Source organism: Herbidospora sp. RD11066 (assembly GCF_054661255.1).
This window is the reverse complement of the sequence record NZ_BAAGDO010000001.1, coordinates 591842-606279: the sequence shown is the minus strand read 5'-3', so window position 1 is coordinate 606279 and position 14438 is coordinate 591842. Positions and strand designations below refer to the sequence as shown.

Below are 14438 nucleotides of genomic sequence, written 5' to 3'. Positions count from 1 at the left end.
GGCGGGGCCGTCGGCCCCGCCTTTTCAGTGGTCGGGCGCCTCGCTCTTGATCTTTATCAACGCGTTCAGTTCGGCCACCGCTCGCGCCGCGCGCGCCTTCTCCGAGCCCTGGATGCCCATCGCGCCCACCACGTTGCCGTCGGCGAGGTCGAGGCGGGGCCAGGGCTCGGCGTCGGGCATCGAGACGCCGAGGATCTCGGCCCACTCGTAGTGGTGGACCCGCACCGCGTTGACCACCGTCACGCCGTCGTCGTCGGCCTCCACCCGCAGGCGGCCCAGCAGGTGGAGGATGAAGGCGACGGCGCCGCCGAAGACGAACACCCCGATGCGGTCGGGCAGGTGGAACTGCTCGGGCAGCACGACCGCCAGGATCAGCGCGCCCCCCACCATGATCGCCGCGAGCGTGTAGGCCACGACGCGGGCCCTTTTCGGGCGCCAGACGACGGGGAGGGAGGGCGCGGGGACACTCGGGAACATGAGACCGAACGTTAGCGTGATCCGGCGGTGAGCCCGCGCAGCAGGACCGCCACCTCCAGCGCCGCGATCGTCGACTCGTAGCCCTTGTCCTCCTTCGAGCCGGGCAGGCCCGACCGCTCGACGGCCTGGTGGACGCTGTCACACGTCAGCACGCCGTTGCCAACCGGGGTCGACTCGTCGAGGGCCACGCGGGTGAGGCCGCTGGTCACCGACTCGCAGACGTACTCGAAGTGGGCCGTCTTGCCGCGGATGACCGCGCCCAGCGCGACCACGGCGTCGTGGGTGCGGGCGAGCGCCTGCGCCACGACGGGGATCTCCAGCGATCCGGCGACCCGGACCACGGTCGCCGTGGCGCCGCACTCCTTGGCCGCCGCGAGCGCCCGCTCGACGAGCTGGTCGGTGATCTTCTCGTGCCACTTGGCCGCGACGATGCCCACCGTCAGGCCCTCCGCCTCGACCGGCCAGATCTCCGGACGTCCGGCACCGCTCATCTTCACTCCTCAGGGATCTCGTGACCGAGACGGTCACGCTTGGCGTACAGGTACTTCTCGTTGAACGGGTTGACTGCCACGGGCATCGGTTCCCGGCCGAGCACCTTGATGCCGTAACCGTCCATCCCCCGCATTTTGGCGGGATTGTTGGTGAGCAGGCGAACCGACTTCACGCCCAGGTCGCCGAGCATCTGCCCGGCGTTGGAGAACTCGCGGGCGTCGACCGGCAGGCCGAGCTCCAGATTGGCGTCGACGGTGTCGCTGCCGGCGTCCTGGAGGGCGTAGGCGCGCAGCTTGGCGAGCAGGCCGATGCCCCGGCCCTCGTGGCCGCGCAGGTAGACCACCACACCGCGTCCTTCCGCGGCGATGGCCTCCATGGCGTGGTCGAGCTGCACGCCGCAGTCGCAGCGCAGCGAGCCGAGCACGTCGCCGGTCATGCACTCGGAGTGGGCGCGGACCAGCACGTTCTCGCCGTCGTCGAGGTCGCCGTAGACGAGCGCGATGTGCTCGCCGCCGTCGAGGGAGCTGCTGTAGCCGAAGGCCTTCCACACGCCGTAGCGGTTGGGCACCACGGTCTCGGCGACCCGGGTCACGACGCGCTCGGTGCGGCGGCGGAACTCGATGAGCTGCTCGATGGAGACCAGCGCGAGGTCGTGCTCGTCGGCGAACACCCGCAGCTCGGGCAGGCGGGCCATGGTGCCGTCGTCGTTGACGACCTCGGCCAGCGCGCCCGCCGGGGTGAGCCCGGCCAGGCGGGCCAGGTCGACCGCCGCCTCGGTGTGCCCCGGCCGCACCAGCACGCCGCCGTCGCGGGCCCGCAGCGGGAAGATGTGGCCGGGCCTGACCAGCTCGAACGGCTCGGTGGCCGAGTCGGCGAGCGTGCGGATCGTGCGCGCCCGGTCGGCGGCGCTGATGCCGGTGGTGACCCCGTCGCGGGCGTCGACACTGATCGTGTACGCCGTCCGCATGCGCTCCCGGTTGTCGTGCACCATCAACGGCAGCCCCAGCCGGTCGAGATCCTCGCCGCGCATGCCGACGCAGATGACACCGGAAGTGTGCCGGATCGTGAAGGCCAGCGTCTGAAGCGTGGCTTTCGACGCGGCGAAGATGAGGTCACCCTCGTTCTCACGGTTCTCGTTGTCGACCACCACGACCGGCTTGCCGTCGCGGATGTCGGCGATGGCCCGTTCGATCGGATCGAGCCTGATGTCACTCATACCGCCACGACCTCCTGCTTGCGCCAATTCATGAATCCGGTGATGACCAGGACGAAGAACACCGCGTACACCGCACCGGAGACGACGAGCCCCGACCGGAAGGCCAGCGGCACCCCGACGAGGTCGACGGCGATCCAGACGAGCCAGAAGTCGGTCAGCGCCCTGCCCTGGGCCCAGGTCGCGACCGCGCTGCCGACGAAGATGTAGGCGTCGGCCGCCACCAGGAAGTAGCCCTCGGGCAGCGGCGCGTGCGCGCCCCACGAGAGCCCGGTGACGAAGAAGAACCAGCCGACCAGGGCCGTGCCGACGACGACCGTCCCGGCCAGGAACAGCCGCTCGGCCAAGGTGGCGGGCCGTACGTCGAGCTGCTCGCCCTGGCTCCTCCAGCGCACCCAGCCGTAGATCGCCAGGACGCCGAAGAGGACCTGCTTCAGCGCGTTGCCGGTCAGCCCGGCGTTGACCGAGGCGGCCAGCAGCAGGATCGACGCCGTGAGCTGGACCGGCCAGGTCCAGAGCGACCGTCGGATGGCGAACACGACCGTGGCCAGGGCCAGGATGTTGCCGATGAGGTCGGTCCACAGGACGGTCGTCCCGAGGACCTCGAAGCTCGCGTTCATCGCACGACCAGCTTCTCCACGTACTTGGCTATGACGTCGGCCTCCAGGTTCACCGGGTCACCGGCGACCTTCCGGCCGAGAGTGGTCAGCGCGAGCGTGGTGGGGATCAGGCTGACGGTGAACTCCTCGTCGGACACCGACGCGACGGTCAGCGACACCCCGTCGACGGTGATCGAGCCCTTGTGCACCACGTAGCGGGCCAGGTCGGCGGGCAGGGAGATCGTCACGACCTCCCAGTGCTCATCGGGCTCGCGCTTGACGATCAAGCCGGTGCCGTCGACGTGACCCTGCACGATGTGGCCGCCGAGCCGCTGGTCGGCGCGGACCGCGCGCTCCAGGTTCACCGGGGAGCCGGCGGTCAACGCGCCGAGGCTGCTGCGGTCGAGGGTCTCCTTCATGACGTCCACGGTGAAGACGTCGCCCGTGACCTCGACGACGGTCAGGCAGACCCCGTTCACGGCGATCGAGTCGCCGTGCTTGGCGTCCTCGGTCACGAGGGCGCCCCGGAAGGCCAGCCGGGCGGCCTGCGGGAGCGGGTCGACGGTGACGACCTCGCCGAGTTCCTCGACGATTCCGGTGAACATGATCAGTTCTCCTTCGGGGGTGCCGGCCGCGCGGTGATCCGCAGGTCCGGGCCAATGGGGACGACGTCTTCGAACTCCCACCGGTGGATGCCATCGATGGTCGCCACCCCGGCGTCGGCCAGGGCGGTGGACCCCGAGCCGAGGAACGCGGGCGCCAGGTAGGCGACGACCCGGTCAACCAGACCGGTGCGCAGGAAAGTCCCGGCGAGGGTGGGGCCGCCTTCGAGGAAGACGCTGACAATCCGGCGGGAGTGGAGCTCGGCCAGCAGCGCGGGCAGGTCGAGGCCGTGGGGACCGCGCGGGATGCGTACAGAATTCTGGAAAGGGACCTCGACCCCGACGGCGAGCAGCGTCGGCGCGGCACCGTCGAGCACCTTCGCATTCGGTGGTGTACGACCTTCGCTGTCGACCACCACCCGCAGAGGCCTGGCCGTCTGAGGCCGGACCGTGAGGTGGGGATCGTCGGCCAGCACGGTCCCGATGCCCGCCATGATCGCGTCGTGCTGCCCGCGCAGCCGGTGCACGTCGGCACGGGCCTCCGGCGAGGTGATCCACTGACTGGTGCCGTCTTGGGCGGCCGACCGGCCGTCGAGGGTCGCGGCGAACTTCCACGTGACGAACGGCCGCCTCTTCCGCGTGGACGTCAGCCAGTGGGCGTTCCCCCGCTCCGCCTCCGCCCGCAGGAGCCCGGTCTCGACCACGACCCCCGCACGGCGGAGCCGGTTCGCGCCACCGGCCGCGACGGGATTGGGGTCGGGCACCGCGACGACGACGCGCTCGACGCCCGCCTTGAGCAGCGCCTCGGAGCAGGGGCCGGTGCGGCCGTGGTGGTCGCAGGGTTCGAGCGTCACGTAGGCGGTCGCGCCCTCGGCCAGCTCACCGGCCTCCTGGAGCGCCCAGACCTCGGCGTGCGGCCCGCCGGCCGAGGCGTGGAAGCCCTCACCGACGACGGAGCCGTTCTTCACGATCACGCAGCCGACCACGGGATTCGGGCTCGTCGTGCCCAGGCCGCGCGCGGCCAGGTCGATCGCCCGGCGCATGAAGTGGTCGTCCACCCCGGTCCCTTCCCATGTCAGGGCTCCGGGGCATGGGCATGGAAGCGCCCAAAAACGGACGAACCCATGAAGGGTCGCCCGCGCGTGCTGCCTCCCATCCGGACTTTCACCGTCGGTCCTGGAATTCCACCAGGTCAACCGGCCGATGGATTCGGCCGGGTCGCGGACTGTCACCGCCGGTTCGGACTTTCACCGACCCCGGAGCACGCAATGCTTTCTTTGCTCAGCGTAAAGGCTGTTGCCTACGCAAGTTATTCCCAGTCTGCCACGAGGGTTCCGGGCGGCGTCAATGTGGCGCCGGTCGCAGTGCCCTCGGGACGGCGTTCAGCCCGGTGCGGACGGTGCGCAGCGTCATCGTCGCCCAGAGGTCCTCGACGGGGGTGGCGGGCAGGCCGTAGAGGCGGCGGGCCCATCGGGGCAGGCTGGCGAAGGCGACGGCGGTGATCCACGGGAAGATCGGCTTGATCAGGGTCAGCCGGGCCGGGAGCGGCGGGTTGAGCGACATCAGCAGCGGGTTGGGCGCCTCGGGGACGAACCGGAGTTTCGGCCGCTCCCCTTCGATGTAGTCGCGCATCTCGCCCACCGAGTGCGGCACGTCGTCGGGTGAGAGGCCGACGACCTCTGCGGCGCGGCGCCATTCGTACACGAAGAGATCGGCCTCCTCGTCGGTCAGGGGGATCCCGGACCGGCGGGCCGTGGACAGGTAGGAGTCGACCTCCCCGACGTGGACCCAGCGCAGGGCGTCGGGCTCGTCGAGGTGGTAGCGGTCGCCGACGTCGGGGTCGTAGGCGGTCAGGGTCGCGTGGATCTTGCGGACCCGGGCGGCGGCCTTGTCGACCTCCTCGGCGGTGCCGTAGGTGCGGACCCGGACGAACTCGGTCGTGCGCAGGAACCGCCCCCACGCCTCGGAGGGGTCGAGTAGCGCCGAGTTCTGGATCACCCCGCGCATCGCCCGGGGATGGAGGCCCTGCAGCAGCAGGGCCCGGAAGCCGCCCACGAAGAGGACCGGCTCCGCCATCACCCGCCAGGTGACCGAACCGGGCCCGAACAGGCCAGTTGGGTCCATGGGCTCACGCTACGCCCCCTCGGCCAGGGCACGAAGAGCCTGGACCGCCGCCGCGGGGTCGTCGCGGCCGTAGACGGCGTTCCCGGCCACGAAGACGTCGGCGCCCGCCTCGGCGCAGCGCTCGATGGTGTCGTCGGCCACACCGCCGTCGACCTGGATCCAGATCTCCATGCCGTGCTTGGAGATGAGCTGGCGGGCCCGGCGGATCTTGGGCAGCACGCCGTCGATGAACCGCTGACCACCGAAGCCGGGCTCCACGGTCATCAGCAGCAGCATGTCGATCTCGGGCAGCAGGTCGTCGTAGGAGTCGACGGCCGTCGCCGGGTTGAGCGCGAACCCGGCCCGCGCGCCCTTCTGGCGGATCGCGCGCAGAGTGCGCACCGGCGCCTTGGCCGCCTCGGCGTGGATGGTCACGCTCCCCGCGCCCGCCTCGGCGTAGCCGAGCGCCCAGCGGTCGGGGTCTTCGATCATGAGGTGGCAGTCGACGGGGGTCGTGACCGCCTTCAGCAGCGACTCCACCACGGGCAGCCCGAGGGTCAGGTTGGGCACGAAGTGGTTGTCCATCACGTCGACGTGGAGCCAGTCGGCGGTGCCGGCGACGCGGGCGGCCTCATCGGCCAGGCGGGAGAAGTCGGCGGACAAAATGCTGGGCGAGATCTGTACGGCCATGACGCCGCAGTCTACGCGGCAAGGTTTTGTCCCCTCATGAACCTGCGGATGATCTGCGCAAACTACCCTCGAACCATGATCAGCGCAGCCGGCCTGACCAAGGTCTACGGCGGGAAGACCGCCCTCGACCACGCCGACTTCACGGTCCGGCCGGGTGTGGTGACGGGCTTCCTCGGCCCCAACGGAGCCGGGAAGTCGACCGCGATGCGGCTGGTCCTCGGCCTCGACCGGGCCACCTCCGGCACGGTCACCGTCAACGGCCGCCCCTACCGCGCCCTGCCCGCGCCGCTGCGCGAGGTCGGCGCGCTGCTGGAGGCCAAGGCCTGGCACGGCGGGCGGTCGGCGTACCACCACCTGCGGTTCCTGGCCCGCACCAACGGCATCCCGAAACGGCGGGTCGGCGAGGTGCTGGACATCGTCGGCCTGACCGACGTCGCGGGCAAACGCGCGAAGGGCTACTCGCTCGGCATGGGCCAGCGGCTCGGCATCGCCGCCGCCCTGCTCGGCGACCCCGGCACGCTCATGTTCGACGAGCCGGTCAACGGGCTCGACCCCGAGGGCATCCTGTGGATCCGGCGGCTGATGCAGTCACTCGCCGCCGAGGGCCGGACCGTCTTCGTCTCCAGCCACCTCATGTCGGAGATGGCCGTCACGGCCGGGCACCTGATCGTCATCGGCCGCGGCCGGATCCTGGCCGACACCTCGATGGACGACTTCATCTCCGCCAACACCACCAGCCACGTGCGGGTCCGCTCCCCCGAACGGGCGGCCCTCGGCCGGCTCATCGCCGCACAGGAGTGGCGCGCCGCCGCCACCGACGACGGCACCGTCCTCGTGTACGGCGTGACCCTCGCCGACGTCGGCGACCTGCTCTACCAGGCCGGTCTCAGAGTGCACGAACTCGCCCAGGTCCAGCCGTCGCTGGAGGACGCGTTCCTGCGCCTGACGGCCGAGAGCACCGAGTTCCACGGAGGCGTCTGATGCGCTTCGCGCGGGCGGTGGGCGGAGAGTGGATCAAGTTCTGGACGGTCCGGTCGACCCTGTGGAGCGTGTTCGCGACCGTCGTGGTGACCGTGGGGCTGTCGTCGCTGCTGGCGCTGGCGTACACGCTCTCCTACGACCGGCTCGGCATCAGGGCGCGACTGGCCTTCGACCCGGTCGCCTACGGGCTGGCCGGGCTGAACTTCGGGGTGATCACCCTGGGCGTGCTCGGGGTGCTGGCCGTGTCGACGGAGTTCTCGTCGGGGCTGATGCGGACCTCGCTGTCGGCGGTCCCCCGGCGCTCCCGGCTGCTGGCGGCCAAGGCCGTCGTTCTCGCGGTGATCGCGCTGGTCGTGGGGCTGATCTCGTCGTTCCTGGCGTTCTTCGCCTCGCAGGCGATCTTCTCCATGCGGCGGCTCGGCGTCGGGATCGGCGACCCGGAGGTGCTGCGCGCGGTGACCGGCGGCGGGCTCTACCTGACGCTCATCGCGCTGATCTCGCTCGGCGCGGGGGCGATCGTGCGGCACACCGCCGGGGCGATCACGTCGGTGCTCGGGGTGCTGTTCGTGGCGCCGATCTTCGGGGTGTTCCTGCCGGAGGACTGGGGGCGGACCGTCCAGAAGTTCCTGCCCCCGGCCGCCGGGAGCGCGATCCTGACCACCCGCGAGACGCCGATCACCCTGCCTCCGTGGCAGGGCTTCGGCGTCTTCGCGGGCTACACGGTCCTGGTGCTGCTGGTGGCCTTCGCGCTGTTCAGGCGCCGCGACGTTTGAGCAGGGCCAGGAACATGGCGTCGGTGCCGTGGCGGTGCGGCCAGAACTGGGCATAGGGGCCGTCGCCCAGGCCCGGGACCTCGGGCAGGAACGAGCGGGCGTCGAGCGTCTCGGCCAGCTCGCCCATGTCGCCCACGACCGCCCGCGTCTCGGCGATGTGCGGCGAGCAGGTCACATAGGCGACCACGCCACCCGGCCGGACGGCCCGCAGCGCCGACCGCAGCAGCGTGCGCTGGAGCGCGGTCAGCTCGGGGATGCCCCGCTGGTCACGCCGCCAGCGGGCCTCGGGACGGCGCCGCAGCGCCCCCAGCCCGGTGCACGGGGCGTCGAGCAGGACCCGGTCGAACACGCCCTCCCGCCAGGGCGGGTTGGTGCCGTCGGCCACCACGACGGTGGCCTCCTTGGTCGCCTGCCAGGCCAGCCGGGCCCGGTGTTCCTGCGCGTCGCCCGCGAGCAGGCGGGCGCCGGTCTGGGTGGCGATGGCGTCGAGCAGGCCCGCCTTGCCGCCGGGGCCCGCGCACATGTCGAGCCAGGTGCCGTCGCGGTCGTCGAGCGGCACCCGGGTGAGCGCCAGGGCGACGAGCTGGCTCGCCTCGTCTTGCACCGCCGCGCGCTGCTCGCCGATGGCCTTGAGCTGGCCGGGGTCGCCCTCGGTCAGGTAGGCGCCGTAGGGCGAGTAGGGGGCGGGCTCGGCGCCGGCGTCGACGAGTTCGTCGATGGTCGCCCGGCCGGGACGCGCCACCAGGGCGACACGGGGCCGCTCGTTGTCGGCCTCCAGCACCTTGGCGGTCTCGTCGACCGACCCGCCGATGGCGTCGCGCAGCGCGGTGACGATCCACTTCGGGTGGCTGTAGGTGATGGCCAGATGGCCGATCGGGTCGTCTTCGACCGGCGGCGCGACGGCCTTCAGCCACTCGTCGAGCGACCGCTGGCTGACCTTGCGCAGGATCGCGTTGGCGAACCGCGAAGGACCCTGGCCGACGCGCAGCCGGACCAGGTCGATCGTGGCGCTGACGGCCGCGTGGGCCGGGATGCGGGTGCGCAGCAGCTGGTGGACGCCCAGGCGCATGGCGTCGAGGAGCGGCGGGTCGATCTCCTCCGGTGGGCGGTCGCTGCACGCGGCGATCACCTCGTCGTAGGTGCCGAGCCCGCGCAGCGTGCCGTAGGCCAGCTCGGTCGCGAGGGCGGCGTCGCGGCCGGAGATGTCACGCTGCCGCAACATCTGCGGCAGCAGGAGATTGGCGTAGGCGTCGCGCTCGTCGACGGCCCTCATCAGGTCGTAGGCCGCGTTTCTTGCCTCGTCACGGACGGGCTTGGGGGGCCTCGGGGGGCCACCGCGCCGACCGGTGGAGCGGGGCCGTCCTGAGGGGTTGTTGCCCCGGTTCGTCATCTGGCGGTTGCCTTTGGTTGGTGGTGGCGAGCGATCATTCAGCCTAGCTCAGCTGAGGTGGTCGCCTTCCCCGATTCGGGCACCGCGGGCCCAATCGCCCGCCGTCATCGGCTTCTTCCCCTCGGCTTTGACCTCGCCGAGAAGCACCGGATGGCTCGCCGTGCCGGCCCATACCCGATTCTTCTGGACGCGCAGCTCTCCCGGCGCCAGCTTCTCGGCGTCGGGGGCCGGGTTGACGGCACCCAGCTTGAGCCGGTGACCTCTGAACTCGGTCCAGGCGCCGGGATTGGGCGTACAGGCCCGGATGAGGCGGTCGACCCGCAGCGCGGGGGCGGTCCAGTCGACCCGGGCGTCGTCGACCGCGATCTTCGGCGCCAGGCTGACGCCCTGCGCGGGCTGCTGCCGGGCTTCGAGGGAGCCGTCGGCGATGCCGTCGATCGTGGCGGCCAGCAGCCCGGCGCCCGAGATGGACAGCCGCTCCAGCAGTTCGCCGCTGGTGTCGGTCGGCCGGATCTCCTCGGTGACCACGCCGAAGACGGGCCCGGCGTCGAGCTCCTTGACGATCCGGAAGGTGGCCGCGCCGGTGATCTCGTCGCCGTGCAGGACGGCGTGCTGGACCGGGGCCGCGCCGCGCCACGCGGGCAGCAGCGAGAAGTGCAGGTTGACCCAGCCGTGGGCCGGGATGTCGAGCGCCGCCTGCGGCAGCAGCGCCCCGTAGGCGACCACCGGGCAGCAGTCGGGGGCGATCTCCCGCAGCCGGTCGAGGAACGCGGGGTCACCGGCCTTCGCGGGCTTCAGCACCTCGACGCCCGCCTCTTCGGCGAGCTCGGCGACCGGGCTGGGGTGCAGCTTCCGGCCGCGCCCCGCCTGGGCGTCGGGCCGGGTCACCACGGCCACCACCTCGTGGCTCGAAGCCAGCAGTGCCCGCAACGACGGCAGCGCGGTCTCGGGGGTGCCCGCGAAGACGAGACGCACTAGATGGCCCTCCCGCCGGTGGCGTGCGGCGAGAACCGCACGACGGGCGCCAGCCCGCTCCACTCGGCCTCCCGGACGGCCTTCATGGCGAGCTTGCGCTGCGCGGCGTCCATGCGGTCGATGAACAGGATGCCGTCGAGGTGGTCGGTCTCGTGCTGGAGGCAGCGGGCCATCAGGTCGGTGCCCTCGATGGTGACCGGCTCGCCGTGCATGTCGAAGCCCTTGGCGACCGCGCGGATCGCGCGCGGCGTCGGGAACGCGAGACCGGGGAAGGACAGGCAGCCCTCGTCGCCGTCTTCGTCGCATTCCTCACCGAGATCGAGGACGGGGTTCACCAGGTGGCCGACGACGTCGTCGATGTTGTAGGTGAAGACCCGGAGCCCGACGCCGATCTGGGGGGCGGCGAGGCCGGCGCCCGGGGCGTCCATCATCGTGTCGGTGAGATCCTTGACCAGCTTGCGCAGTTCCTTGTCGAAGGTCGTGACCGGCTCCGCCGGAGTGCGCAACACGGGGTCGCCGAACAGGCGGATCGGCTGAACTGCCACCAAAGGCTCCTTGGACTAGGGATCGCTCCAGTTTAGGGGCGACCGCTATCCACGCGACCGCGTCTTCATCGCGGTCTTGCGGGCCGCCTTGGCGACCACCACGTCGGGGTGGTGCTGGCCCAGGAGCTCCAGCACGGCCAGGGCGTCGGGGTGGTCGGCGCCGCCCATGGCGGGCACCAGGTTGAGCAGGTCGTCGCCCAGCACGTCGAGGTCGCCGCCCTTGGCCGGGGCGCCCAGGTAGAGCAGGGCGGCGAGGGTGTCGACGGCCACCCAGGCGCCGTCGGTCTCGCCGAGGGCCGGGGCGTCGAAGTCGCGCACGCCCAGCCAGGCGGCGGCGTAACGCCACATCAGCGGTTCGTCGAGCGCCTCGCGCACGGCGGGAGAGGCCTCGGGGCCGAGCTCCTCCAGGATGGTCCCGGCGGTGCCGCGCTGGGCGGCGTTGCCGGTCGCGGCGATCTTGATGAGGTCGCGGGCCGCCTCCTCGGGCGCCCGCCGCTCCAGCCACAGACTGGCCGCGCTCGCCGACGCCTTCCCGGCGATCAGGGCGTCGATCAGCTCACCGGCGGTCAGCAGGGCCAGGCCCTCGATCTCGCTCAGCGACGGGGCGTCGTGCCCCTCACGCAGCAGGTCGCGGCGCACCGCCCACACCCCGATCGGGGTCAGCCGCACAGAGTCGGCCCCGGCGCGCTCGATCAGCCCGCAGTAGGCCAGCAGCTCCATCGCGGCGGCCAGTTCGGCCGGCAGCACCAGGCGCAGCCGCCGCAGCTCGTGGAGCCCGGCCTCGCAGCCGACCTCATGGGCCTGGAGGATCCCGGTGGTGAGCAGCGGCACCGACATGCCCTCACGCACGGAGTACATCGTGGCCAGGATCTCGGTCAGGTGCTCGTCGACCACCTTCGACCCGGTCAGGCCGTGTTCGTCGGTGCGGTCGAGGACGTCCATCACGACGCCGTCCCAGAACTCCATCGTGTCGCGGAACCCGGGCCCCGGCCGCGCCCCCTCGGAGGTGATCTCGATCAGCCGCCCGTTGACCGCCACGATCCACAGCAACCTCAGCCGGTCGGCCTTCAGGCCCAGTTCCCGGACGACCTGGGCGACATCCCCCGGGAGCAGGGTGTGGTCGTCGCCGACGGGCCGGGTGCCGGTCCAGGCGGCGAGGCGGGTGGCGTCGCGAACCAGGGGGACCGACCGGACCTGAGCGGCGAGCTCGTCGCCCGGCGCCAGCTCGACCGGCGGGAAGGTGAGCACGTCGCTGTCGAGGATCGCTGAACCTGGCATTCCTGCAACTTACTCCACAGGAGTTATCTGATGCCCCGCGAACGAGCCTTGAAGGCGGCCTTCCTGGCGGCCTTGGCGGCGTTGCGGTCGGGCAACGTGTGCCCGAGCAATTCAAGCACCTGCACGACGTCGGGATGCTCCACTTTCCACATGTCCTCGATCACTTCGGGCGAGGGACCCGAGGCCGCCATGTTCTCGGCGAACGACTCGGGATCGGCCTCGGCCGCCGGAATCGCCAGGGCGAGCATGTCGACGCTGACCCAGAGCATCTCGTCGTCGGTCATCGGCGGCGCCCCCAGGCGCCGGGCCGTCAGCCAGTGGATGACGTGGGGCCGCAGCTCCTGGTCGTCGAGGAAGCGCCGCACGGCGGGCTCGGCCTCGAACCCCAGCCGGTCGACGATGGTGACCGCCACCCCGCGCACCTCGGCGGGCGCCCCGACCACGGCCGCCAGCAGCTCTCCGGCCGCCTCTGCGGGCGAGCGCGCCCCGAGCCAGCCGACGATGTCGGGCTCGGCCCCCTCGGGGGTGAACCCGTCGGACAGCAGCCCCGCGATGAGCCCGCTCGCGTCGCCCTCGGCCAGATCGGGCGCGATGGGGGCGTCGAGCCCGAGCTCGGCGTACATCTCCCGGATTCCCCACATCCCGTGAGGGGTCAGCACCAGGCCTTCGAGCGTGATCGCCACGGTGCCCGCGGCGGCGAGCCCTTCGAGCGCCTCGGTCAGGTCGCCCACCGGCCCGTCGTCGGCCACCTCGCTGAGGTAGTCGCCGACCGCTTCGACCGGCACGGGAACCTGGAGCCGGTAGAGGAGGTCGTGGATGGCGTAGACCTCCTTGTCGACCACCGCCGACCCGGTGACCTCGCCGCGGTCTTCGCCGAGGAACTCGACGAGCCCCACCCAGAGGTCGAGCACGTCTTCGTCGGCCCGGTCTTCAAGCGCTTTGAACCCCGCCTCGGCGCTGACCTGAACCCCGTCGAGCTCGGCCAGCCCGAGCGCCAGCGCGAGCCCCCAGGCCACCGAGGGCCGCGCGACCCGGCGGGCCGCCAGCTCCTTGGCGTCCTTGACCCTGAGAGCCTTACGAGTGGTCGCCGTGGCCCTGGTGTCGACCATCCAGGCGACGACGGTGTGGGCGTCGCGCAGCAGCGGCACCTCGCGCACCATCTTGGCGACCTCGGCGGGCGCCGCCAGCCGCACCGAGGGCAGCGGCGCGCACCCCGGGCAGTCACAGTCTTCGTCGAGCGTGAGGCTCCGCCCCTGCCCCAGCCGGGGCGCGGCGTCGTCGACGCCGGGCTCGATGAGCTCGAACGTGTCGGCCCCTATGACACTGAAAATGCTCTTGGCCATGCCGAACTTCGACGAGTCGGCCAGCGCCGCCGGCATCAGCGGCCCGACCCGGTCGAGCGCGGCCCGCATCTCGGCGGCCGTCGTGTCGTCGATCTCCGCGGTGGCGACGAGGTAGTCGACGAGCGTGCGCGCCGCCGCGACGGTCCCCGGCGCGCTGTCGGGCGGGGTGATCACCTTGCGTGGATAGATCTCCAGCAGCAGTTCCTCGAAGGTGGCCGGACGGAAGTCCCCCGGCGCCCCGACCTCCAGATAGTCGCTGGCGTAGTCGCACAGCAGCCTGATCTCGTCGGCGTCGGGCGTGACACCGTTCTCGTGCCCCCACACACGCAGGCCGACGATGGCCCGGTTCACCCATTCGATCGACACAGGGAGACGCTAACGGGTTACTGACCGCATCGCGAATCGACGCCCTCGCCCCTAGATCAGGTCACAGCAGTTCAACCCCCCCGATGCCCTTCCACGAAGAGATCAACCAGCCCGAACACCGGCCACAGGCACCGCTTCAACGGGCCCGGGATTCCCAGCCACCGCGTCGAACGGTCCCCGGGATTCCGAACCACAGCAGACCATCTCCAGCCCCTTCCACCGAAAAGGCCGGTCCGAGATCTATCTGGTCGGGCGCTCAGCGAAATCGCCACGCTGGGCCCGGTCCGTGCACAGGGGTGCACCCTGCTCGGATCGCCTTCCTGGTTGCCTCCGACCCGACATCGCTTCGAAAGGGGCGAGAGTTCTCGGCTCACGGTGATGCGCCTCCCCACGAAGAGGTCGGCCGACCACCGAGATCGCTGGATCACAGAAGGTCGAGCGGTCGATGTCCGCCCTGACCATGCACGGTGACGCGCCTCCCATGAAGAGGCTGGCCGACCAGCCGGGTAGCCGGATCACAGAAGGTCGAGCGGATCGATGCCCACCCTGACCATGCACAGTGACGCGCATCCCACGAAAAGGCCCGCCGACCACCGGGGCCGCCAGGTCAC

General features: G+C 71.4%; 15 protein-coding genes and 1 riboswitch. Of the genes, 2 read left to right on the top strand and 13 right to left on the bottom strand.

What is annotated here, in order from left to right; translation table 11 throughout:
* Positions 1-24: 24 nt before the first annotated feature.
* The 8 genes from ACYQ78_RS02790 to rpe all read right to left on the bottom strand — a co-directional run bounded on the left by ACYQ78_RS02790 (position 25) and on the right by rpe (position 6176).
* Positions 25-477, bottom strand: a complete 453-nt coding sequence (locus tag ACYQ78_RS02790) for a PH domain-containing protein (RefSeq protein ID WP_459799049.1) — start codon at positions 475-477, stop codon at positions 25-27.
* 11 nt (positions 478-488) lie between these two features.
* Entirely contained in the window at positions 489-968 is a 480-nt protein-coding gene (gene ribH / locus ACYQ78_RS02785) for a 6,7-dimethyl-8-ribityllumazine synthase (protein ID WP_459799048.1), read from the bottom strand.
* Between the two features lie 2 nt (positions 969-970).
* Entirely contained in the window at positions 971-2185 is a 1215-nt protein-coding gene (locus ACYQ78_RS02780) for a bifunctional 3,4-dihydroxy-2-butanone-4-phosphate synthase/GTP cyclohydrolase II (RefSeq protein WP_459799047.1), read from the bottom strand.
* Complete coding sequence (locus ACYQ78_RS02775) at positions 2182-2802, bottom strand: nicotinamide mononucleotide transporter family protein (protein WP_459799046.1); 621 nt, start codon at positions 2800-2802, stop codon at positions 2182-2184. Before ACYQ78_RS02775 ends, ACYQ78_RS02780 begins: the two co-directional genes overlap by 4 nt.
* Complete coding sequence (locus tag ACYQ78_RS02770; protein WP_459799045.1) at positions 2799-3386, bottom strand: riboflavin synthase; 588 nt, start codon at positions 3384-3386, stop codon at positions 2799-2801. The genes ACYQ78_RS02775 and ACYQ78_RS02770 overlap by 4 nt, the downstream gene beginning before the upstream one ends.
* A gap of 2 nt (positions 3387-3388) precedes the next feature.
* A complete protein-coding gene (gene ribD, locus ACYQ78_RS02765) occupies positions 3389-4441 on the bottom strand; it encodes a bifunctional diaminohydroxyphosphoribosylaminopyrimidine deaminase/5-amino-6-(5-phosphoribosylamino)uracil reductase RibD (RefSeq protein ID WP_459799044.1) in 1053 nt (350 codons plus the stop codon).
* Positions 4442-4521: 80 nt separating this feature from the next.
* Positions 4522-4652, bottom strand: a riboswitch (FMN riboswitch).
* A gap of 75 nt (positions 4653-4727) precedes the next feature.
* A complete protein-coding gene (locus ACYQ78_RS02760; RefSeq protein ID WP_459799043.1) occupies positions 4728-5507 on the bottom strand; it encodes an oxygenase MpaB family protein in 780 nt (259 codons plus the stop codon).
* 9 nt (positions 5508-5516) lie between these two features.
* Positions 5517-6176 (bottom strand): ribulose-phosphate 3-epimerase, encoded by a 660-nt coding sequence (rpe, locus tag ACYQ78_RS02755; RefSeq protein ID WP_459799042.1) that lies wholly within the window; start codon positions 6174-6176, stop codon positions 5517-5519.
* 75 nt (positions 6177-6251) lie between these two features.
* Here rpe and ACYQ78_RS02750 point away from each other — a divergent pair, with 75 nt between their 5' ends.
* Positions 6252-7157, top strand: a complete 906-nt coding sequence (locus ACYQ78_RS02750; protein WP_459799041.1) for an ATP-binding cassette domain-containing protein — start codon at positions 6252-6254, stop codon at positions 7155-7157.
* Positions 7157-7930 carry an ABC transporter permease subunit gene (locus tag ACYQ78_RS02745; RefSeq protein ID WP_459799040.1) on the top strand — a complete coding sequence of 258 codons (774 nt, stop codon included), beginning with the start codon at positions 7157-7159 and terminating at the stop codon, positions 7928-7930. The genes ACYQ78_RS02750 and ACYQ78_RS02745 overlap by 1 nt, the downstream gene beginning before the upstream one ends.
* Here the strand turns inward: ACYQ78_RS02745 and ACYQ78_RS02740 are convergent.
* The 5 genes from ACYQ78_RS02740 to ACYQ78_RS02720 are packed head-to-tail and all read right to left on the bottom strand — an operon-like array spanning position 7911 to position 13827.
* Positions 7911-9320, bottom strand: a complete 1410-nt coding sequence (locus ACYQ78_RS02740) for an RsmB/NOP family class I SAM-dependent RNA methyltransferase (protein ID WP_459799039.1) — start codon at positions 9318-9320, stop codon at positions 7911-7913. The genes ACYQ78_RS02745 and ACYQ78_RS02740 overlap by 20 nt on opposite strands.
* Positions 9321-9368: 48 nt before the next feature.
* On the bottom strand, positions 9369-10295 hold the full coding sequence (gene fmt, locus ACYQ78_RS02735) for a methionyl-tRNA formyltransferase (protein WP_459799038.1): 927 nt from the start codon (positions 10293-10295) through the stop codon (positions 9369-9371).
* Positions 10295-10840, bottom strand: a complete 546-nt coding sequence (gene def / locus ACYQ78_RS02730; RefSeq protein ID WP_459799037.1) for a peptide deformylase — start codon at positions 10838-10840, stop codon at positions 10295-10297. The genes fmt and def overlap by 1 nt, the downstream gene beginning before the upstream one ends.
* A gap of 45 nt (positions 10841-10885) precedes the next feature.
* Positions 10886-12118, bottom strand: coding sequence for a hypothetical protein (locus tag ACYQ78_RS02725; RefSeq protein WP_459799036.1), 1233 nt, complete (start codon positions 12116-12118; stop codon positions 10886-10888).
* A 23-nt stretch (positions 12119-12141) separates the two neighbouring features.
* Positions 12142-13827, bottom strand: a complete 1686-nt coding sequence (locus ACYQ78_RS02720) for a hypothetical protein (protein ID WP_459799035.1) — start codon at positions 13825-13827, stop codon at positions 12142-12144.
* Positions 13828-14438 lie beyond the last annotated feature (611 nt).

Coding starts and splice junctions, on each gene's coding strand:
- ACYQ78_RS02790 (WP_459799049.1), bottom strand. CDS start 477: ATGTTCCCGAGTGTCCCCGCGCCCTCCCTCCCCGTCGTCTGGCGCCCG.
- ribH (WP_459799048.1), bottom strand. CDS start 968: ATGAGCGGTGCCGGACGTCCGGAGATCTGGCCGGTCGAGGCGGAGGGC.
- ACYQ78_RS02780 (WP_459799047.1), bottom strand. CDS start 2,185: ATGAGTGACATCAGGCTCGATCCGATCGAACGGGCCATCGCCGACATC.
- ACYQ78_RS02775 (WP_459799046.1), bottom strand. CDS start 2,802: ATGAACGCGAGCTTCGAGGTCCTCGGGACGACCGTCCTGTGGACCGAC.
- ACYQ78_RS02770 (WP_459799045.1), bottom strand. CDS start 3,386: ATGTTCACCGGAATCGTCGAGGAACTCGGCGAGGTCGTCACCGTCGAC.
- ACYQ78_RS02760 (WP_459799043.1), bottom strand. CDS start 5,507: ATGGACCCAACTGGCCTGTTCGGGCCCGGTTCGGTCACCTGGCGGGTG.
- rpe (WP_459799042.1), bottom strand. CDS start 6,176: ATGGCCGTACAGATCTCGCCCAGCATTTTGTCCGCCGACTTCTCCCGC.
- ACYQ78_RS02750 (WP_459799041.1), top strand. CDS start 6,252: ATGATCAGCGCAGCCGGCCTGACCAAGGTCTACGGCGGGAAGACCGCC.
- ACYQ78_RS02745 (WP_459799040.1), top strand. CDS start 7,157: ATGCGCTTCGCGCGGGCGGTGGGCGGAGAGTGGATCAAGTTCTGGACG.
- ACYQ78_RS02740 (WP_459799039.1), bottom strand. CDS start 9,320: ATGACGAACCGGGGCAACAACCCCTCAGGACGGCCCCGCTCCACCGGT.
- ACYQ78_RS02725 (WP_459799036.1), bottom strand. CDS start 12,118: ATGCCAGGTTCAGCGATCCTCGACAGCGACGTGCTCACCTTCCCGCCG.